The following is a 19486-nucleotide window of genomic DNA, read 5'->3' on the forward strand; positions in this document are numbered from 1 at the left end:
CACCTACTCCCAATTTTGACCTGTCGGTGCGACAATAAGACCGTTTGCACAGTCAAAGTAATAATTGTTTGAAAAATATACAAAGGGAGTTGTAAGAAGCCATCTTTATTACTTCTGAGGTAATGGCTTCATGGTTATACTTCCGGGACTAACATTTGTTGAGAGCAATCCATTGTGAATCTATTCACCGCCGTTACTGAATTGATCAGTATTTTTTTATTCACAACCTGTTTTTTGTTCATCGCACGTAAGGTGGCAAAACGAATAGGGTTAGTGGATAAGCCAAATTTTCGTAAACGCCATCAGGGACTTATTCCTCTAGTCGGCGGAATTTCTGTTTACGCAGGGATTTGCTTCACGTTTGGGATTGCCGATTATTATATCCCGCATGCCGCCCTTTATGTCGCCTGCGCCGGTGTCCTGGTGTTAGTCGGGGCTCTTGATGACCGGTTTGATATCGCGGTGAAAATACGCGCTACCGTTCAGGCGGCCATTGGCGTGGTGATGATGGTAGTGGGCGGACTGTATCTGAGAAGCCTCGGGTATGTGTTTGGCCCCTGGGAGTTAGTCCTGGGGCCATTTGGCTTCTTCCTGACACTCTTTGCTGTCTGGGCAGCAATCAATGCTTTCAACATGGTGGATGGCATTGACGGCCTGCTCGGTGGATTGTCATCCGTCTCGTTCGCCGCTATCGGCATTATTTTATGGTTTGATGGTCAGTACAGCCTGGCAATGTGGTGTTTTGCCATGATTGCTGCCATTCTGCCTTATATCCTCTTAAACCTCGGTGTGCTGGGTCGTCGCTATAAAGTCTTTATGGGAGACGCAGGCAGTACGCTGATTGGTTTTACGGTTATCTGGATCCTGCTTGAAACTACGCAGGGTCAAACCCATCCGATAAGTCCTGTAACAGCGCTGTGGATTATTGCCATTCCATTAATGGATATGGTGGCGATTATGTATCGCCGCCTGCGCAAAGGGATGAGTCCTTTCTCTCCCGACCGCCAACACATTCATCATCTCATCATGCGTGCGGGTTTTACGTCCCGTCAGGCGTTTGTGCTTATTACACTGGCCGCCGCTATTTTGGCCGCGATTGGTGTGGCTGCAGAATATTCTCATATTATTCCTGAGTGGGTTATGTTGGCATTGTTCTTGCTCGCATTTTTCCTGTACGGCTACTGCATTAAGCGCGCATGGAAAGTAGCGCGGTTCATTAAACGTATTAAACGCAGGATGCGTCGTAACAGTGGCAAAAACACAACATTAACTAAGTAAAACCGGGACTATGATGACTCAACCGTTGGCGGGAGCGAAATCAGTGGTAACTGAGAATGAACTGGATATTCGGGGTTTGTTTCGCGTGTTATGGGCAGGCAAACTTTGGATTGCGGGGATCGCGCTGGGGTTTGCACTGTTAGCGCTGGCCTATACGTTCTTTGCAAAACAAGAGTGGAGCGCCACGGCAATCACTGACAAACCAACGGTTAACATGCTTGGGGGGTTCTATTCCCAACAGCAATTCCTGCGAAACCTGGATATCAAAGCTAACCTCGCCACGCCGGATCAGGTCTCCGTTATGGATGAGGCCTATAAAGAGTTTGTGATGCAACTGGCTTCGTGGGATACGCGCCGCGACTTCTGGTCCCAGACGGATTACTACAAGCAGCGTCGGGTTGATAACACCAAAGCCGATGCCGCTCTGCTGGACGATCTGATTAACAATATACAATTTATGCCGGGCGACGCCCTGCGTAACGTGAATGACAGCGTCAAGCTGATTGCAGAAACCGCGCCGGACGCCAACAACCTGCTGCGTCAGTATGTCGCGTTTGCCAGCCAGCGTGCCGCAAGCCATCTTAACGAAGAGCTTAAAGGCGCCTGGTCGGCTCGCACCATCCAGATGAAAGCGCAGGTGAAACGTCAGGAAGAGGTGGCTAAAGCGATTTTCGCTCGCCGTGTACACAATATTGAGCAGGCGCTGAAAATTGCGGAACAGCACAATATTTCCCGTACTGAAACGGACGTGCCGGCTGATGAACTGCCTGATTCAGAGATGTTCCTCCTTGGCCGCCCCATGTTGCAGGCACGTCTGGAAAACCTTCAGGCCGTCGGTCCTGATTTTGACCTCGATTACGATCAAAATCGCGCGATGCTCAATACGCTTAATGTCGGTCCATCTCTGGACCCGCGTTTTCAGACCTATCGTTATTTGCGAACGCCTGAAGAACCTGTAAAACGCGATAGTCCGCGTCGTGCATTCCTGATGATCATGTGGGGGATTGTAGGCGCACTGACGGGCGCTGGCGTGGCGTTAACGCGTCGTCGCACAAACTAAGAATGCCGTCTACGATGAAGGCTGCGGCCTTCATCGCCTAATCGAAGAGAATCGATGTGAAAGTACTAACCGTATTTGGCACCAGGCCGGAGGCCATTAAGATGGCACCTCTGGTTCATGCGCTGGCCAGCGATCCTGATATTGAAGCGAAAGTGTGCGTCACGGCCCAGCACCGTGAGATGCTCGATCAGGTGTTAACGCTCTTTTCCATCGTCCCGGATTACGACCTCAATATTATGAAACCGGGGCAAGGATTGACGGAGATAACCTGTCGCATTCTGCAAGAGCTGAAGCCTATCCTGGAGTCATTCAAGCCTGACGTGGTGCTGGTACACGGCGACACTACCACGACCGTGGCGACCAGCCTGGCCGCGTTTTACCAGCGAATTCCCGTGGGGCATGTTGAGGCGGGTCTGCGTACCGGCAATCTCTATTCGCCGTGGCCGGAGGAGGCCAACCGCACGCTTACCGGCCATTTGGCGATGTACCACTTTGCCCCAACGGAAAACTCGCGTCAGAACCTGCTGCGTGAAAATATCGCCGATAACAAAATCTTTGTGACCGGCAATACGGTCATCGATGCGTTGATTTGGGTACGCGATCGCGTCCTCGCAAATGACGAGCTTAAGAAAGAACTCGCTGCCCGCTATCCATTCCTGCACAACGGCAAAAAAACCATTCTGGTCACCGGCCATCGTCGCGAAAGCTTTGGCCGGGGTTTTGAGCAAATCTGTCACGCGCTGGCTGAAATCGCGGCGCAGAACGACGACGTGCAGATCGTCTATCCGGTCCATCTCAATCCTAACGTCAGCGAGCCGGTTAACCGCATCCTGGGCCATATCGAAAATGTCCTTCTGATTGAACCTCAGGACTATCTGCCGTTTGTCTGGCTGATGAACCATGCCTGGCTGATCCTTACCGATTCCGGCGGCATTCAGGAAGAAGCGCCTTCTCTTGGCAAACCGGTGCTGGTGATGCGTGAAACCACCGAACGTCCGGAAGCGGTCAAAGCCGGTACGGTGCGTCTGGTCGGCACCAACGCGGAACTCATCGTCGAAGAGGTCACGCGCCTTCTGCATGACGACGAAACGTATCAGGCGATGAGCCGGGCCCATAATCCGTATGGAGACGGGCAGGCTTGTGGCCGTATTTTGCATGCACTTAAAAACAATCGGGTATCGCTATGAGTTTTACTACCATCTCTGTCATTGGTCTTGGCTACATTGGCTTGCCTACCGCGGCGGCGTTTGCCTCTCGTCAGAAACAGGTTGTCGGTGTGGATATCAACGCCCGTGCGGTGGAAACCATTAACCGTGGCGAGATTCATATTGTCGAGCCCGATTTGGATCGCGTAGTGAAAGAGGCGGTGGAGGGCGGCTTCCTGCGCGCCAGTACCACGCCGGTTGAAGCGGATGCCTACCTGATTGCCGTTCCAACGCCCTTTAAAGGCGACCACGAGCCCGACATGGTCTACGTCGAGGCGGCGGCAAAGTCCATTGCCCCTGTGCTGAAGAAAGGGGCGCTGGTGATTCTGGAATCAACCTCTCCGGTCGGTGCTACCGAGCAGATGGCGCAGTGGCTGGCCGACGCGCGCCCTGATTTAAGCTTCCCGCAACAGGCGGGGGAGCAGGCGGATATCAACATCGCCTACTGCCCGGAGCGCGTCCTCCCGGGCCAGGTCATGGTCGAACTGATTAAAAACGACCGCGTCATTGGCGGTATGACGCCCGTCTGTTCCGAGCGTGCCAGCGCGCTGTACAAGATTTTCCTGGAAGGCGAGTGCGTGGTGACAAACTCCCGCACCGCCGAGATGTGCAAGCTGACGGAGAACAGCTTCCGTGACGTTAATATCGCCTTTGCGAACGAACTGTCGCTGATTTGCGCCGATCAGGGGATTAACGTCTGGGAGTTGATTAGCCTGGCGAATCGCCATCCGCGTGTAAACATTCTCCAGCCAGGCCCGGGCGTGGGTGGACACTGCATCGCCGTCGATCCGTGGTTTATTGTGGCTCAGAATCCGGCGCAGGCGCGCCTGATTCGCACCGCGCGTGAAGTGAACGACAGCAAACCTCACTGGGTGCTCAATCATGTCAAAACCACGGTAGCGGATTGTCTGGCAGAGAGCGGAAAGCGCGCCAGCGAGCTGAAAATTGCCTGCTTTGGTCTGGCATTCAAACCCAACATTGACGACCTGCGCGAAAGCCCGGCAATGGAAATTGCTCAGATGATTGCCGAATGGCACAAGGGTGAAACGCTGGTGGTTGAGCCGAATATCCATGAGTTGCCGGCAAAACTGGCGGGGCACTGCACGCTGGCAGCGCTGGATGAGGCGCTGGCGACGGCGGACGTGCTGGTGCTGCTGGTGGATCATCAAGAGTTTAAAGCGACGTCCGGTGATGCGGTGCGTCAGAAGTATGTCGTTGATACCAAAGGTGTCTGGCGTTGAACAGCCTGAACGGGGTATTTGAGCCCCTGCAGTGGGAGAGTGCCTTTTTCGGCCTGCCGTCGGCCATTGTGCGTCTGCGCGATGATGCGCCGGTACTGGCTGAATCGGATTTCATCGCCTGGCAACGCATTCAGGCGAAGATCCCGGCGGACCGTACCGACCTGCTTGATGCGCTCCAGCAACGCGGCTTTCAGCTGGTGGAAGGTGAGGCAGACCTTTCCATAACCCTCACCCGGCATGATGCACCCGGCGCTGAAATCGCAACCGAACAGGATATTCCCGTGCTGCGTCAGATGGCGGCTCAGGCGTTTGCGCAGAGCCGCTTTCGTGCGCCCTGGTACGCACCTGACGATAGCGGCCGTTTCTATGCCCAGTGGATAGAGAATGCGGTTAAAGGCACCTTTGACCACGTCTGCCTGGTTTTCCGCGCAGGGGACGGTCAACTCCAGGGGTTCGTCTCGCTTCGCAAGCTCAACGTGCGCGAGGCGCGTATTGGCTTATTAGCCGGGCGCGGCATGGGTGAGAAACTTATGCAGGCGGCGCTGCACTGGGCGCAGCAGCAGCAGGTTGAGACGCTGCGGGTGGCGACCCAGGTGGGCAACACCGCCGCGCTTAAACGTTATATTGCGAGTGGTGCCAACATCGACGCCACCGCCTACTGGTTATACAGGTGACAAGATGATTCCATTTAACGCACCACCCGTCGTCGGAACGGAACTCGACTATATGCAGTCTGCCATGGGCAGCGGCAAACTCTGCGGTGACGGCGGTTTCACCCGTCGCTGTCAGCAGTGGATGGAACAGCGTTTTCGCAGCGCCAAAGTACTGCTGACCCCGTCCTGTACGGCATCGCTGGAAATGGCCGCACTGCTGCTGGATATCCAGCCCGGCGATGAAGTGATCATGCCGAGCTACACCTTCGTTTCCACGGCGAATGCGTTTGTCCTGCGCGGGGCGAAAATCGTCTTTGTGGATATCCGCCCGGATACCATGAACATTGATGAGACGCTGATTGAAGCGGCGATCACCGACAAAACGCGCGCGATCGTGCCGGTTCACTACGCAGGTGTGGCCTGTGAAATGGACACCATCATGGCCATCGCCAAAAAACATAACCTGTTTGTGGTGGAAGATGCCGCGCAGGGCGTGATGTCGACCTACAAGGGACGCGCGCTGGGCACCATCGGCCACATCGGCTGCTTTAGCTTCCACGAAACCAAAAACTACACGGCAGGCGGAGAGGGTGGCGCGACGCTGATTAACGACCGGGCACTCGTGGAGCGTGCGGAAGTGATCCGCGAAAAAGGCACCAACCGCAGCCAGTTCTTCCGCGGCCAGGTAGACAAATACACCTGGCGCGATATTGGCTCCAGCTATCTGATGGCGGATCTGCAGGCCGCGTACCTGTGGGCGCAGCTGGAAGCCGCGGATCGCATCAACCTGCAGCGTCTCTCCCTGTGGCAAACCTATTACGATGCGCTGGAACCTCTGGCAAAAGCTGGGCGTATTGCACTGCCAACGATTCCGGCGGATTGCGTCCACAACGCACACATGTTCTACATCAAGCTGCGCGATAACGACGACCGCAGCGAGCTCATCGCCTGGCTGAAAGAAGCCGAAATTATGGCGGTGTTCCACTATATCCCGCTGCACTCCAGTCCGGCGGGCGAAGCGTTTGGAACATTCGCGGGTGAAGACCGTTACACCACCAAAGAAAGTGAGCGTTTGCTTCGTCTGCCACTGTTCTACAACCTCGCGCCAGTTAACCAGCGTACGGTGATTAATACCCTCCTGAGTTATTTCGGCTGATATGTCTCTGGCAAAAGCATCGGTGTGGACCGCCGCGTCCACGCTTGTAAAAATTGGGGCCGGGCTGTTGGTCGTCAAGCTCCTGGCCGTCTCATTTGGCCCGTCAGGAGTGGGGCTGGCGGGTAATTTCCGTCAGCTTGTCACCGTCCTTGGCGTGCTGGCCGGTGCCGGTATCTTCAACGGCGTCACCAAATACGTTGCTCAGTATCATGATGATGCGGCCCAGCTCCGCAGGGTGGTGGGCACCTCGTCGGCGATGGTCACGGGTTTTTCGACCCTGATGGCGATCATCTTTCTGCTGGCGGCGGCGCCCATCAGCCAGGGATTATTCGGTCACACCCACTATCAGGGGCTGGTGCGTCTGGTCGCATTGGTGCAGATGGGGATTGCCTGGGCTAACCTGCTGCTGGCGCTGATGAAAGGGTTTCGTGATGCTGCCGGGAACGCGCTTGCGTTGATCCTGGGCAGCGTCATCGGCGTGATTGCCTATTATTTCTGCTATCGCCTGGGTGGCTATGAAGGCGCACTGCTGGGGCTGGCGCTGGTTCCGGCGCTGGTGGTTGTGCCTGCGGCATTTATGCTGATGCGTCGGGGCGTCATTCCGCTGAGCTACCTGAAACCGCAATGGGACTCGATGCTTGCCAGCCAACTGGGTAAATTTACCCTGATGGCGCTCATCACCTCCGTCACGCTGCCGGTGGCCTACGTGATGATGCGAAACCTGCTGGCGGCGCACTATAGCTGGGATGAGGTCGGGATCTGGCAGGGCGTAAGCAGTATTTCCGATGCCTATCTTCAGTTTATTACGGCTTCCTTTAGCGTTTACCTGCTGCCAACCCTGTCGCGTCTGACGTCCAGACAGGACATAACGCGCGAGATTTTCCGATCGCTGCGCTTTGTATTGCCGGCCGTCGCGGCTGCCAGCTTTACCGTCTGGTTATTGCGCGATGTCGCCATCTGGCTGCTGTTCTCGGCGAAGTTCACCGCCATGCGCGATCTCTTTGCCTGGCAGCTGGTGGGTGATGTACTGAAAGTGGGGGCTTACGTTTTCGGCTATCTGGTGATCGCGAAAGCGTCCCTTCGGCTCTATATCCTGGCGGAAATTAGCCAGTTTGTTTTACTGACGGCATTTTCACACTGGCTGATACCCACGCACGGTGCGCTGGGGGCGGCCCAGGCCTACATGGCAACCTATATCGTTTATTTCGCCGCCTGTTGCGGTGTATTTTTATTGTGGCGTAAACGCGCATGACTGCACTGATTCACATCCTGGGATCGGATATCCCACACCATAACCAGACCGTTTTGCGGTTCTTTAACGACGAGCTGGCATCGGGCGATCCTGATGCGCGTGAGTTTATGGTTGCAGGTCAGGATAAGGGCCTGAGCGAGGCGTTTCCGGCACTGACGATTCGCTTCTGGCCGGATAAGGCCTCACTGGCGAAGGCGGTGGTTGCCAAAGCCAAAGCGGATCGTAAGCAACGTTTCTTTTTCCACGGGCAGTTCAATACCGGCCTGTGGCTGGCGCTTCTCAGCGGAGGGATTAAACCCTCCCAGTGCAGCTGGCATATCTGGGGAGCCGATCTTTATGAAGTCTCCCGCGGCTGGAAATTCCGTCTTTTTTATCCCCTGCGCCGCATGGCTCAGGGGCGCGTAGGCTGCGTTTTTGCTACCCGCGGCGATCTCAACTATTTTGCTAAACAGCACCCGAACGTGCGCGGCGAGTTGCTCTATTTCCCCACCCGCATGGATCCGGCGCTGAACGCCATGGCGAATGACGCGATGCGTGAAGGCAAGCTGACGATTCTGGTGGGGAATTCCGGCGATCGCAGTAACGAACATGTCGCGGCGCTCAGGGCGGTACATCAGCAGTTTGGCGACACGGTGAACGTGGTGGTGCCGATGGGCTATCCCGCCAACAACAGCGCCTATATCGACGAGGTTCGTCAGCAGGGGCTGGCGCTGTTTAGCGCTGAAAATCTGCACATCCTCAGCGATAAGCTGGAATTTGATGAATATCTTGCGCTGCTGAGAAAATGCGATCTCGGTTATTTCATCTTTGCCCGGCAGCAGGGGATTGGCACGCTGTGCCTGCTGATTCAGGCAGGTGTACCGTGCGTGCTCAACCGCGACAACCCGTTCTGGCAGGACATGGCCGAGCAGCATATTCCGGTGCTGTTTACCTCAGACACGCTGAATGTCGAGGTGGTACGTGAAGCTCAACGTCAGCTCACGCTGGTGGATAAAAACAGCATCGATTTTTTCAGCCCGAATTATCTCACGCCGTGGCACCGCGCGCTGCGTATCGCTGCAGGAGACAAAGCATGAGTCAGTTGCAATTCAGCGGCTTACTGGTTGTGTGGCTTCTGAGCAGCCTGTTCATCGCCACGCTCACCTGGTTTGAATTCCGGCGCGTGCGCTTCAACTTTAACGTCTTCTTCTCGTTACTGTTTCTGCTAACGTTCTTTTTCGGCTTCCCGTTGACCAGCATACTGGTCTTCCGTTTTGACGTGAGCGTCGCGCCGCCGGACATTCTGCTCCAGGCGCTTCTGGCGGCGACCTGCTTCTATGCGGTTTACTACGTCACCTATAAAACGCGTCTGCGTTCAGCGCAGACAGCTGCCCCACGCCGGGCGCTCTTTACCATGAATCGGGTGGAAACCCACCTGACATGGGTGATGCTGATGACTATCGCCCTGGTCAGCGTTGGCATCTTCTTCATGCATAACGGCTTCCTGCTTTTTAAACTCCACTCCTACAGCCAGATTTTTTCGGCAGAAGTCTCGGGCGTGGCGCTTAAGCGTTTCTTCTACTTCTTCATCCCGGCGATGCTGGTGATCTTCTTCCTGCGCCAGGACAGCAAAGCGTGGCTGTTCTTCCTGGTCAGTACCGTCGCATTTGGCATCCTGACCTACATGATTGTGGGCGGTACGCGCGCGAACATCATCATCGCCTTCGCGATCTTCCTGTTTATCGGCATTATCCGCGGCTGGATCTCGCTCTGGATGCTGGTTGCAGCAGGCGTGTTTGGCATTGTGGGAATGTTCTGGCTGGCGCTAAAGCGCTACGGGATGAACGTGGCGGGTGATGAGGCGTTTTACACGTTCCTTTACCTCACGCGCGATACGTTCTCGCCATGGGAAAACCTGGCACTGCTGCTGCAAAATTACGACAAGATTGATTTCCAGGGGCTGGCGCCGATTGTTCGCGACTTCTACGTCTTTATCCCTTCCTGGCTCTGGCCGGACCGTCCTGGCGTGGTGCTGAATACGGCGAATTACTTCACCTGGGAAGTGCTGAACAACCATTCCGGTCTGGCAATTTCACCCACACTGCTCGGTTCCCTGGTGGTGATGGGCGGGGCATGGTTCATTCTCCCCGGAGCGGTTGCCGTAGGGCTGATTATCAAGTGGTTCGACTGGCTTTACCTGCGTGGCAATGAAGAGACCAACCGCTATAAAGCGGCCATTTTGCACAGTTTCTGCTTTGGTGCCATTTTCAATATGATCGTTCTGGCGCGCGAAGGTCTGGACTCGTTCGTTTCGCGCGTGGTGTTCTTCATGGTCGTTTTCGGCATCTGCCTGTTACTGGCCAAACTGTTGTACTGGCTGTTTGACAGCGCCGGGCTTGTGCACAGGCGCGAGCGGCAGGGCAGCACAACGCTGTCGCAAGTCTGAGTAAGGATAGTAATGACTGATAGAATTTCTGCACCGCGCTATGCGCTACGTGGTCTGCAGCTGATTGGCTGGCGCGACATGCAGCACGCGCTGGATTTTCTGTTCGCCGACGGCCAGATGAAATCCGGTACGCTGGTGGCCATCAACGCGGAAAAGATGCTGGCGGTTGAGGATAACGCGGAAGTCAAAAGCCTGATAGACGCGGCCGAATTTAAATACGCGGACGGGATCAGCGTGGTTCGCTCTATCCGTAAAAAGTATCCTGACGCTAATGTTTCCCGCGTGGCGGGTGCCGATCTCTGGGAGCAGCTTATGGCCCGTGCAGGCGCGCAGGGAACGCCCGTGTTCCTGATTGGCGGGAAGCCGGAGATACTGGCCCAGACGGAAGAGAAACTGCGTCGTCAATGGAATGTTAATATTGTCGGCAGCCAGGATGGTTACTTCAAACCGGAAGATCGGCAGGCGCTGTTTGAGCGCGTTCGTGACAGCGGGGCGAAGATTGTCACCGTGGCGATGGGGTCCCCGCGCCAGGAGATCCTGATGCGTGACTGTCGTCTGGTCTGCCCGGATGCTCTCTACATGGGCGTCGGCGGCACGTACGACGTCTTTACCGGCCACGTTAAGCGTGCGCCGAAGATCTGGCAAAATCTGGGGCTGGAGTGGCTGTACCGCCTGCTATCGCAGCCGACACGCATTAAACGACAGATCCGTCTGCTTCGCTACCTCGCCTGGCATTACACCGGGAAAATGTAATCAAAATGTAGCGCGATATGCTATTCGCGCTGCAACTCGCCTGCAAAACTGCTGATAATCTGTGCAATGCATTCATTTTTTTTATGCATCGTTTGCCATTTGGCACATTTTAAGAAACCATTCGCTCCGTATTTTAGTCCCCCTAAAAAACAATACCCGGTCTTAAGTCGGGAAACAGCAAACACAATCGAGGATCTATGGCAGAGAAAAAACCGGAGCTACAGCGTGGGCTGGAAGCTCGTCATATTGAACTGATAGCGCTGGGCGGCACTATCGGCGTGGGCCTGTTTATGGGCTCCGCAAGCACGCTCAAGTGGGCAGGCCCTTCCGTATTACTGGCGTACATTATTGCCGGGCTGTTTGTTTTCTTCATCATGCGTTCCATGGGCGAAATGCTCTTCCTGGAGCCGGTAACCGGCTCCTTCGCCGTTTACGCGCACCGGTATATGAGCCCCTTTTTCGGCTACCTGACAGCCTGGTCATACTGGTTCATGTGGATGGCGGTGGGCATCTCCGAGATCACCGCGATAGGGGTCTACGTCCAGTTCTGGTTCCCGGACATGGCCCAGTGGATACCCGCGCTTATTGCCGTGGGGCTGGTGGCGCTGGCAAACCTGGCCGCCGTGCGTCTTTATGGTGAGATCGAGTTCTGGTTCGCGATGATTAAAGTCACCACCATCATCGTGATGATTGTTGTTGGCCTGGGCGTGATTTTCTTCGGCTTTGGCAACGGTGGACACGCTATCGGTTTCGGTAACCTGACCGAAAACGGCGGCTTCTTTGCCGGTGGCTGGAAGGGTTTCCTGACGGCGCTGTGTATCGTTGTGGCTTCGTATCAGGGCGTGGAGCTGATCGGTATTACTGCCGGTGAAGCGAAAAATCCTCAGGTCACGCTGCGTAGCGCGGTGGGCAAAGTGCTGTGGCGCATCCTGATTTTCTATGTGGGCGCGATCTTCGTTATCGTAACCATCTTCCCGTGGAACGAAATTGGCACGACGGGTAGCCCGTTTGTTTTAACCTTTGCCAAAATTGGTATCACGGCGGCGGCGGGCATCATTAACTTTGTGGTCCTGACGGCAGCGCTGTCAGGGTGTAACAGCGGGATGTACAGCTGTGGGCGTATGCTCTATGCGCTCTCGAAGAATAACCAGCTGCCTGCGGCGATGAGCAAAGTGTCACGTGCTGGCGTGCCGGTGGCGGGCGTGGCGGTTTCGATTGCGATCCTGCTGATTGGCTCTTGCCTGAATTACATCATTCCCAATCCGCAGCGGGTGTTCGTTTACGTCTACAGCGCCAGCGTCCTGCCGGGCATGGTGCCGTGGTTTGTTATCCTCATCAGCCAGCTGCGTTTCCGTCATGCGCATAAAAAGGCGATTGAAAGCCATCCGTTCCGTTCAATTCTGTTCCCGTATGCGAACTATTTAACGATGGCGTTCCTGATTTGCGTATTAATCGGAATGTACTTTAATGAAGATACCCGCATGTCGCTGTTTGTCGGGATGATCTTCCTGGCCGCTGTAACGGCTGCCTATAAGCTTTTTGGTCTCGGTCGCCGTGCCACCACGCAGAAAGTGGAGGAATAAGCGGCAAAATGTGCAAACGATAACCAAACGCGCATTTTTTTCAAAAAAGCACTAGACAGCGGGGACGGAGGTACGTAATATCCAGCCCCGCAACGGCGCTAAGCGCCCGTAGCTCAGCTGGATAGAGCGCTGCCCTCCGGAGGCAGAGGTCTCAGGTTCGAATCCTGTCGGGCGCGCCATTTTAGTCCCGGCGCTAGAGCTGCGGTGGTCTGAGAAGTAGTCAGTACCGCGTGAAAGAATACAGTGGTGGCTATAGCTCAGTTGGTAGAGCCCTGGATTGTGATTCCAGTTGTCGTGGGTTCGAATCCCATTAGCCACCCCATTATTGAAAGAGTTGTGAATTGCGAAGGTGGCGGAATTGGTAGACGCGCTAGCTTCAGGTGTTAGTGTCCTTAGGATGTGGGGGTTCGAGTCCCCCCCCTCGCACCACGACTTTTTAAATGAATTGAACTAAAAATTCAAAAAGCAGTACATCGGCGAGTAGCGCAGCTTGGTAGCGCAACTGGTTTGGGACCAGTGGGTCGGAGGTTCGAATCCTCTCTCGCCGACCAATTTTGAACCCCGCTTCGGCGGGGTTTTTTGTTTTGTGCCACTTTTCACCCCTGTAGTGATTCCCCGACAGCGCCCTGTTTCATTGTCGCGATTCAGCGACATATAATGCATTGAAAATAAACATATTTACTATCCATAGGTTTTGCTGTCTCCTCCTGGCGACATATTTCTGCGTTGACCGATATGTTGTAGCGATTAAGACGACGCTTAACAGCATAATTTCCTTTTATCTTAAAATGTTGCGTCATGTAAAAGTTCTGCGTGTCATGTTGGCACGTTACGTGCAATAATATGCGTGTAGATGCTCATTCCATCTCTTATGTTCGCCTTCGTGCCTCATAAACTCCGGAATGACGCAGAGCCATTTACGGTGCTTATCGTCCACTGACAGATGTCGCTTCGGCCTCATCAGACACCATGGACATAACGTTGAGTGAAGCACCAAATATGTTGTCTTACAGACCTGTTTTAACGCCTGCTTTTATAGCAGGCGTTTTTTTATGCCTTATTCCCGATACCGGCGCACGATCAGGGCAACCATCACCAGGGCCGCTGACGAGACAGCATAGAGTGCGGCTACTGAGCCAAACCCGGCAGCCACTGCCGCTGCGATGCCGGTGAAGAGAGAGGCGCTGAGCGTTTGCCAGCGCCAGGCTTTACCACTGGCCGAAGCGGTTTGCGTAATATGAAAACTACTGAGAACGCTAAACGTCCCGGCCGCGAACAGAACATTCGAAGCCAGATGCGCGATAAAGATCATCCCCAGCGCACATGCCATCCACCCGGACAACAACGGCAGCATTCCATAAGCGGCCAGAAAGATGCCGAGACAAACGATGATGCGTGGCGTGCGAGCGGCAAAGCGCGTCAGGCTCTCTTTTTTTAGCAACATGGGGCCGCAAAGCTGTCCCAGGCTCCTGGCGAAAAGCAGCGGCAGAGCAAGGCCCGCCGCATCCTGAGGATGGATTTGCTGTGCCAGTGCCGGAAGCAGTGCCATGGCCGGCGAGCCGACGGCCGCCAGCGCTGGCAGGATGAGCAGACTGCGTTTCTGCCGAACGGTCAACGTCCGCCAGCGTAATGCCGCAGGGGCTTCCTCTTCCTCGAGGGACGGGAGTGATGGCGCAGAAAACCGGCGTCCAGCCAGCCATAGCATGAGCAGTGACCCGAGAAAGCTGGCGGCATCAATGGCTAGCAGGGTAAATACGGATATCTTCTGAAACAGCATCACGCCCAGGCCGGTCCCCAGCAAAACCTGAGAAGCAAAAATCACATTTTCCAGACAGGTCGCAGCAGGCAGCTCCGCTTCGCTGAGACCGCGCTTGAAGAGCAACGTCAGCGCGGGCCAGCTCATCCCGCTGAGCAGCGCTTCGGTGGATTGCACGGCGAGTAACGCGGTAACGCTGTGATAACCCACACCAAGGAGGGGAAAGAGCAGGGCGAGCAATCCCAGTGCCTCGGTCAGTATCAGCAGGGCGATCGGAGAACATCGGGAGCACAGCTTTTCGCCGATCGTACTCCCGATAAACCCCGGCACCGTAGCGAAAAGAAAAGCGAGGGTGAGCAGTGCGAGCGGGGCTGACCATGCTAACAGCAAGCCGAAGACCACGACCTGGGTTAAGCCATTCCCCAGCGAAGAAAAGATAAAAGCACAAGCAAGGAGGCGCAGCCAGCGGTGGCAGCGCAGCGCTTCAACCAGCGCATACAGAAGCGAGTTCATGACGATTTCCTTTCAAAAACGATTTAATCCACGCTGCAGAATGTGCGCGTGTGTGAGAAAAAGTTAATGAAAAGAGATCGTTACATTGGCGTTTTCGTTAGCGGATATAGGTGTAAAGAATGTAGCAGCAGAAAGGCGATAAAAAAAGGAGGCCGTCTGGCCTCCTTTTTGATTATTGCTGGGTACCGTTGTTTTGCAGGGTCAGCAACAGTCCGTCACGGCGCATGGCGGCGGCCTCTTCCGGCTTATGCTGCTTGTCCAGCGTATCGGCAAGCCAGGCGTAGTCGAAGGCGTCCGGACGCTGCTTCAGCGCTGCACGGAAGGCGAGGCTCGCCTCCTGCCATTCGCCGTGCTTCATCAACGACTGGCCGAGCGTGCTCCACAGCAGCGGTCGATCGCCGACGGTTTTAATCTGCTGACGCAGCACTTTTTCGATTTGCTCAGGATTGTTGGTTTTCAGGCGCGGGATCACCATCGCCAGACGATCGTCGTACTGACGCTTCAGACCGTCGAGGAGGATCGCCTGAGCCGTGTCGTGATCGTCACACTCGATGAGATGTTCCGCCATCGCCACCTGCAGAGGAACCTGCTGACGCGTTTTACGGCTCTGATTCTTCCACCACGTTTTCAGACCGTCGCTGCCCAGGTCTGCGCGCGCCTGATCCATCAGGCCAATCCACGCCAGACGCTGAAGCTCATCACGATGTTCATCGTCGCCCACCTCGGCCTTCGCCATCGACGGAATGATGTCCAGCAGTGAGCCCCAGGCGCCGGTACGAATATAGGCCTGCTCGGCAAGGCGCAGCACTTCCGGATGACGCGGCGCGACTTCCAGCAGACGGTCGATACCGTGGCGAGCCGCGTGATTCTCATTGCGTGCCAGCTGCAGACGAACGCGCGTGATTTCCACCGGAATCGGGTCGCCGTGAGCCAGCTCAGCCGCTCGCTCCAGATGCTGATTAGCGCGGGCTTCATCACCGCGCTGCTGCGCCGCTTCGGCCGCCAGCAGATAGTTCACCACCGGCTGTTCGGCATGGTCGGCGTTTTTCGACATCAGCTTTTCAACCTGCTGATAGTCACCCTCTGCGAGCTTAAGCAGCGCCTGCTCGGTCTGTTTACGGGCGTGACGGCGCTTACGGCCAACGAACCAGCCGCGGGTATGGGCACCGGTACGGAAAATACGGCGCAGGATCCACTCGATCGCAAACAGCACCACCACGCCGAGGATCAGAATGATCGTCAGACCCGTTACGCTGGTTTCAATGTTGTAGTTATCGGTCTGGATCAGGACATAACCCTGATGACCCGCAAGCATAGGTCCCAGGACGATCCCGGCGATCAGCAGGATAAAGAGTAAGAGGACTTTTAGCATCGTTACTCTCCCTGCGGTGCGCTTTCAGGCGCAGGAGCCGGAGCAGGTGCCGCTCCGCCCGTTTGCTCAGCCGGCACGCCCGGCTGCGCCAGCAGGTTACGCACGCGCGTCTGCATCAGTTTCTCCAGAATCGGCTGGCTGGTCAGCTTGTCCGGCACGTTCATGGTGATGTTCTGCTGACTCAGCTTATCAATGTCTTCGAGGAAGGCGGTGGTCGTCGCATCATCGGTGTTGTAGTAAGCGCGTACCCACGTTGAGACGTTATCCAGCGCCTGTTTATAGGTCTCTTCCTGATGACGCGGCACGGCCTGGGCCGCCACCAGCAGGCGGGAACGAATGTTCTCGCGCAGATAGATGTCCTGGTTCGGCGCGAGCAGCGGTACGGCAGTTTCGTCGCGACGGCGGATAGTGATAAAGCTGTCCATAAAGTTCTGCCAGCTTTTCTGCAGGTTTATGCGCCATTCGCTCAGCGAGCTGGAAAGCTCCGTACCGTCGGAATCCATCGGGGAGTCGTCGTCGTTGTTATCCGCCAGCTGCAGGTTATCAATCTGATTCGACAGCTGATTCACTTTAAGGATAATGCCGTCGTAATCCACCTGCGAAACGGCGGAGAGGCTGGCGATGTCTTCGGTAATCGCGCGACGGGCGGTAATGAGGCTCGGGTCGTTCATGTCTGCCAGGCTCGCATCGGCGCTTTTCAGCAGCGCGGCGGCAGTGGTGACGTCCTGATCGCTCCAGAGCTTACGTCCGGCGAGCTTCACCAGGAAGTCAGCCTGCGAGAGCAGCCAGGTTTTGGCATCGGTGCCGGAAATCGTGGCGACTTTCTGCTGTACTTCACCCAGCTGTTTGGTCAGCTCTTCCTGTTTGCTGTTCGCTTCGGCAAGCGCGGCGGCCTGCTGCTTAATCACGGCTTCCAGCTCGGTTTTCTGCGTCTCCTGCTCTTTTTGCAGGGCAGTGAGCTGATTCACCAGCGCATCGCTGGTGGACGTCTGGTTAGCGCTCTGTTGCTTCACCAGCCCGTACAGGCCAACTCCCGCTGCCAGCGCAATGGCGATGGCAATCGCGCTCAGCGTGAGGCTTGTTTTGTTGCTGCCGTTTTTCTTCTCAGCGGTTTTCTCAGTCGTCTCTGGCTGTGGCGTCGTCTCCACAGTCTCCCTGGTCTCTTCAACCACGGCGGAGGATTTGTCGTGTTCCGTCATTATGGCTTCCCATTTGAGAGTTATTGTAATGCGCGCAGCAGCGCATCGTTGTCGGCGTTATCAGCGATCCGAATATCCTGCCAGCCCAGTTCCCGGGCCTGGTTCGCCAGACGCTCACTGACGACCAGAAGCCGACAGCGGAGTAACCAGTTTTCGCGATACCAAAGCGGTATCAGCGTCCAAAGCTGTTGTAACATTTCACCGCTGGTGACCACCAGTGTATTGATGCCTCGCGCGTGCCAGCGCATCGCCTCTTCCGCGCCATCGTAGTGTTTTGCACAGCGCTGATAGCACTCAACGAACGTCACGTTCGCACCACGTTCACGCAGCGTTTCGCCCAGCAGCTCGCGCCCCCCATTGCCGCGCAAAATGAGCGCACGCTTTCCGGCAACAGTTTGTAATTCAGGTAATTGTAGCAAGACTTCAGTGATTTCCCGATCTAACGGGTAACGAACGTCCGCGCCGCTTACGGTATGCAGCGCCAGTGCCGTTGTGCGGCCAATCGCGAAATAGCCGGGGGCGGTTGGCCAGGCCATGTCCTGCTGCTGCAGCTGTGCGTGGGCAAATTCCACGGCATGCTGCGACAGCGCAAACAGCAGGTCACCGTCCTGAAGGGTATTCATCTGGTCGGCGAGCGCAGAGAGCTCGCGACCGGGGGAGAATTCAATGAGCGGAAAACTCCAGGCCACCTGCCCCAGTGCGCGCAGACGGCTCACTAACTGCTCTCCTGCGGGAGAAGGGCGGGTGACGAGAATACTCATGCAGGGGGCTCTCCATTATATACGTCAGCCAGGATCTCGCGGGCGCCGTTATCCAGTAACTCTTCCGCCAGCGACACGCCAAGCTTTTCGGCATCTTGCGCGTTACCGCGACGTTCGCCGCGCACCATCTGCGAACCGTCCGGGGCGCCTACCAGCGCGCGCAGCCACAGTTCGCCATTCGTCAATTCAGCATAGCTGCCAATTGGCACCTGGCACCCGCCTTCGAGGCGGGTATTCATCGCCCGCTCCGCTTTTACGCGCGTAGCGGTTTCGTCATGATTCAGTGGGGCAAGCAGCTCGCGGGTACGCGCATCGTCCAGACGGCACTCGATGCCGACGGCACCCTGGCCAACAGCGGGCAGTGAGAGCTCTGGCGGCAGCGCTACGCGAATACGTTCTTCCAGCCCCAGACGCTTCAGGCCGGCAACGGCGAGGATAATGGCATCGTAATCGCCATTATCCAGCTTGCCCAGACGCGTGCCGACGTTACCGCGCAGCGAGCGGATGATCAGGTCAGGACGACGCTCCGCCAGCTGACACTGACGGCGTAAACTCGACGTACCAACCACGCTACCCGCTGGCAGCGCGTCGAGCGAGTCATAGCGGTTAGAGACAAACGCATCGCGCGGGTCTTCGCGCTCGCAGATGGTCACTAGCCCCAGCCCTTCCGGGAACTCGACGGGCACATCTTTCATCGAATGTACGGCGATATCGGCGCGGTTCTCAAGCAATGCCAGTTCCAGTTCTTTGACAAACAGGCCCTTGCCGCCCACTTTCGCCAGCGGCGTATCGAGGATCACGTCACCGCGCGTGACCATCGGCACCAGCTCGACGCGCAATCCACTGTGGCAGGCTTCCAGGCGCTGCTTCACATAATGTGCCTGCCAGAGCGCGAGAGGGCTTTGGCGTGTGGCAATTCTCAAAACATTGTCTAACATGCTTGTTACCGTCATTATCAATCGCTAACCATCCTAACATTGTTGACTCTGGGATGGCAGTTTTACGGTTGATGAAGCGTGAGAGGGACAAGGCGGCGTATTCGTCAGCCATAGCCGTATTCAGGAATTTACACGTACAGAACGGTGCTACACTTGTATGTAGCGCATCTTTCTTTACGGTCAATCGGCAAGGTGTTAAATTGATCACGTTTTAGACCATTTTTTCGTCGGTACCACCAAAAATGATAAGGGCGAAAAAGGGTAACGGTTATCTTTTTGAAATACTGCGGGTCCGCTGTTACTCGTGTTTTGAATAGCTGCGACACCCGGAAACATCAGGC

16 protein-coding genes and 4 tRNA genes are annotated in these 19486 nt (G+C 55.8%); 15 read left to right on the forward strand and 5 right to left on the reverse strand.

Going from position 1 to position 19486, the window contains the following annotated elements; all coding sequences use genetic code 11:
• The first annotated feature begins 174 nt into the window (after positions 1 to 174).
• From wecA to ACHH0Z_RS21395, 15 genes are all read left to right on the forward strand, one after another.
• Complete coding sequence (gene wecA / locus ACHH0Z_RS21325; protein ID WP_032654049.1) at positions 175 to 1278, forward strand: UDP-N-acetylglucosamine--undecaprenyl-phosphate N-acetylglucosaminephosphotransferase; 1104 nt, start codon at positions 175 to 177, stop codon at positions 1276 to 1278.
• 13 nt (positions 1279 to 1291) lie between these two features.
• Entirely contained in the window at positions 1292 to 2338 is a 1047-nt protein-coding gene (gene wzzE, locus ACHH0Z_RS21330; protein WP_008501563.1) for an ECA polysaccharide chain length modulation protein, read from the forward strand.
• Between the two features lie 56 nt (positions 2339 to 2394).
• Positions 2395 to 3525 carry a non-hydrolyzing UDP-N-acetylglucosamine 2-epimerase gene (gene wecB, locus ACHH0Z_RS21335; protein WP_045408984.1) on the forward strand — a complete coding sequence of 377 codons (1131 nt, stop codon included), beginning with the start codon at positions 2395 to 2397 and terminating at the stop codon, positions 3523 to 3525.
• A complete protein-coding gene (gene wecC, locus ACHH0Z_RS21340) occupies positions 3522 to 4784 on the forward strand; it encodes a UDP-N-acetyl-D-mannosamine dehydrogenase (protein ID WP_045408981.1) in 1263 nt (420 codons plus the stop codon). The genes wecB and wecC overlap by 4 nt, the downstream gene beginning before the upstream one ends.
• Positions 4781 to 5458 (forward strand): dTDP-4-amino-4,6-dideoxy-D-galactose acyltransferase, encoded by a 678-nt coding sequence (gene rffC / locus ACHH0Z_RS21345; protein WP_045408979.1) that lies wholly within the window; start codon positions 4781 to 4783, stop codon positions 5456 to 5458. Before wecC ends, rffC begins: the two co-directional genes overlap by 4 nt.
• Positions 5459 to 5462: 4 nt before the next feature.
• Positions 5463 to 6593, forward strand: a complete 1131-nt coding sequence (rffA, locus tag ACHH0Z_RS21350; protein ID WP_008501559.1) for a dTDP-4-amino-4,6-dideoxygalactose transaminase — start codon at positions 5463 to 5465, stop codon at positions 6591 to 6593.
• A 1-nt stretch (position 6594) separates the two neighbouring features.
• Positions 6595 to 7845, forward strand: coding sequence for a lipid III flippase WzxE (gene wzxE, locus ACHH0Z_RS21355; protein ID WP_008501558.1), 1251 nt, complete (start codon positions 6595 to 6597; stop codon positions 7843 to 7845).
• A complete protein-coding gene (locus tag ACHH0Z_RS21360; protein WP_045408977.1) occupies positions 7842 to 8921 on the forward strand; it encodes a TDP-N-acetylfucosamine:lipid II N-acetylfucosaminyltransferase in 1080 nt (359 codons plus the stop codon). The genes wzxE and ACHH0Z_RS21360 overlap by 4 nt, the downstream gene beginning before the upstream one ends.
• Entirely contained in the window at positions 8918 to 10270 is a 1353-nt protein-coding gene (wzyE, locus tag ACHH0Z_RS21365; RefSeq protein ID WP_021242840.1) for an ECA oligosaccharide polymerase, read from the forward strand. The genes ACHH0Z_RS21360 and wzyE overlap by 4 nt, the downstream gene beginning before the upstream one ends.
• Positions 10271 to 10282: 12 nt before the next feature.
• On the forward strand, positions 10283 to 11023 hold the full coding sequence (gene wecG, locus ACHH0Z_RS21370; RefSeq protein WP_032675636.1) for a lipopolysaccharide N-acetylmannosaminouronosyltransferase: 741 nt from the start codon (positions 10283 to 10285) through the stop codon (positions 11021 to 11023).
• Positions 11024 to 11220: 197 nt separating this feature from the next.
• The gene (locus ACHH0Z_RS21375; protein ID WP_008501553.1) at positions 11221 to 12606 is read left to right on the forward strand and encodes an amino acid permease; all 1386 of its coding nucleotides are present in this window, start codon (positions 11221 to 11223) and stop codon (positions 12604 to 12606) included.
• Positions 12607 to 12708: 102 nt separating this feature from the next.
• Positions 12709 to 12785, forward strand: a tRNA-Arg gene (locus ACHH0Z_RS21380).
• Between the two features lie 67 nt (positions 12786 to 12852).
• Positions 12853 to 12928 (forward strand) — tRNA-His (locus tag ACHH0Z_RS21385).
• Positions 12929 to 12949: 21 nt separating this feature from the next.
• A tRNA-Leu gene (locus ACHH0Z_RS21390) sits at positions 12950 to 13035 on the forward strand.
• 45 nt (positions 13036 to 13080) lie between these two features.
• A tRNA-Pro gene (locus tag ACHH0Z_RS21395) sits at positions 13081 to 13157 on the forward strand.
• A gap of 506 nt (positions 13158 to 13663) precedes the next feature.
• On the opposite strand, the gene ACHH0Z_RS21400 is transcribed toward ACHH0Z_RS21395, so the two are convergent.
• From ACHH0Z_RS21400 to hemC, 5 genes are all read right to left on the reverse strand, one after another.
• Positions 13664 to 14875: an MFS transporter gene (locus tag ACHH0Z_RS21400; protein ID WP_045408975.1), complete on the reverse strand. Its 1212-nt coding sequence runs from the start codon at positions 14873 to 14875 to the stop codon at positions 13664 to 13666.
• A 172-nt stretch (positions 14876 to 15047) separates the two neighbouring features.
• Entirely contained in the window at positions 15048 to 16247 is a 1200-nt protein-coding gene (gene hemY, locus ACHH0Z_RS21405) for a protoheme IX biogenesis protein HemY (RefSeq protein WP_045408974.1), read from the reverse strand.
• Positions 16248 to 16249: 2 nt separating this feature from the next.
• Complete coding sequence (gene hemX, locus ACHH0Z_RS21410) at positions 16250 to 17446, reverse strand: uroporphyrinogen-III C-methyltransferase (RefSeq protein WP_044597487.1); 1197 nt, start codon at positions 17444 to 17446, stop codon at positions 16250 to 16252.
• A gap of 20 nt (positions 17447 to 17466) precedes the next feature.
• Positions 17467 to 18207: a uroporphyrinogen-III synthase gene (gene hemD, locus ACHH0Z_RS21415; RefSeq protein ID WP_021242845.1), complete on the reverse strand. Its 741-nt coding sequence runs from the start codon at positions 18205 to 18207 to the stop codon at positions 17467 to 17469.
• A complete protein-coding gene (hemC, locus tag ACHH0Z_RS21420; RefSeq protein ID WP_045408972.1) occupies positions 18204 to 19145 on the reverse strand; it encodes a hydroxymethylbilane synthase in 942 nt (313 codons plus the stop codon). The genes hemD and hemC overlap by 4 nt, the downstream gene beginning before the upstream one ends.
• Between the last annotated feature and the right edge of the window lie 341 nt (positions 19146 to 19486).

Origin of the sequence: Enterobacter cloacae complex sp. 2024EL-00227, assembly GCF_043945315.1 — a bacterium.
Taxonomy (GTDB): domain Bacteria; phylum Pseudomonadota; class Gammaproteobacteria; order Enterobacterales; family Enterobacteriaceae; genus Enterobacter; species Enterobacter roggenkampii.

Coding starts and splice junctions, on each gene's coding strand:
- hemC (WP_045408972.1), bottom strand. CDS start 19,145: ATGTTAGACAATGTTTTGAGAATTGCCACACGCCAAAGCCCTCTCGCG.
- rffA (WP_008501559.1), top strand. CDS start 5,463: ATGATTCCATTTAACGCACCACCCGTCGTCGGAACGGAACTCGACTAT.
- hemY (WP_045408974.1), bottom strand. CDS start 16,247: ATGCTAAAAGTCCTCTTACTCTTTATCCTGCTGATCGCCGGGATCGTC.
- wecC (WP_045408981.1), top strand. CDS start 3,522: ATGAGTTTTACTACCATCTCTGTCATTGGTCTTGGCTACATTGGCTTG.
- ACHH0Z_RS21400 (WP_045408975.1), bottom strand. CDS start 14,875: ATGAACTCGCTTCTGTATGCGCTGGTTGAAGCGCTGCGCTGCCACCGC.
- wzyE (WP_021242840.1), top strand. CDS start 8,918: ATGAGTCAGTTGCAATTCAGCGGCTTACTGGTTGTGTGGCTTCTGAGC.
- hemX (WP_044597487.1), bottom strand. CDS start 17,446: ATGACGGAACACGACAAATCCTCCGCCGTGGTTGAAGAGACCAGGGAG.
- wzxE (WP_008501558.1), top strand. CDS start 6,595: ATGTCTCTGGCAAAAGCATCGGTGTGGACCGCCGCGTCCACGCTTGTA.
- hemD (WP_021242845.1), bottom strand. CDS start 18,207: ATGAGTATTCTCGTCACCCGCCCTTCTCCCGCAGGAGAGCAGTTAGTG.
- ACHH0Z_RS21360 (WP_045408977.1), top strand. CDS start 7,842: ATGACTGCACTGATTCACATCCTGGGATCGGATATCCCACACCATAAC.
- wzzE (WP_008501563.1), top strand. CDS start 1,292: ATGACTCAACCGTTGGCGGGAGCGAAATCAGTGGTAACTGAGAATGAA.
- ACHH0Z_RS21375 (WP_008501553.1), top strand. CDS start 11,221: ATGGCAGAGAAAAAACCGGAGCTACAGCGTGGGCTGGAAGCTCGTCAT.
- wecG (WP_032675636.1), top strand. CDS start 10,283: ATGACTGATAGAATTTCTGCACCGCGCTATGCGCTACGTGGTCTGCAG.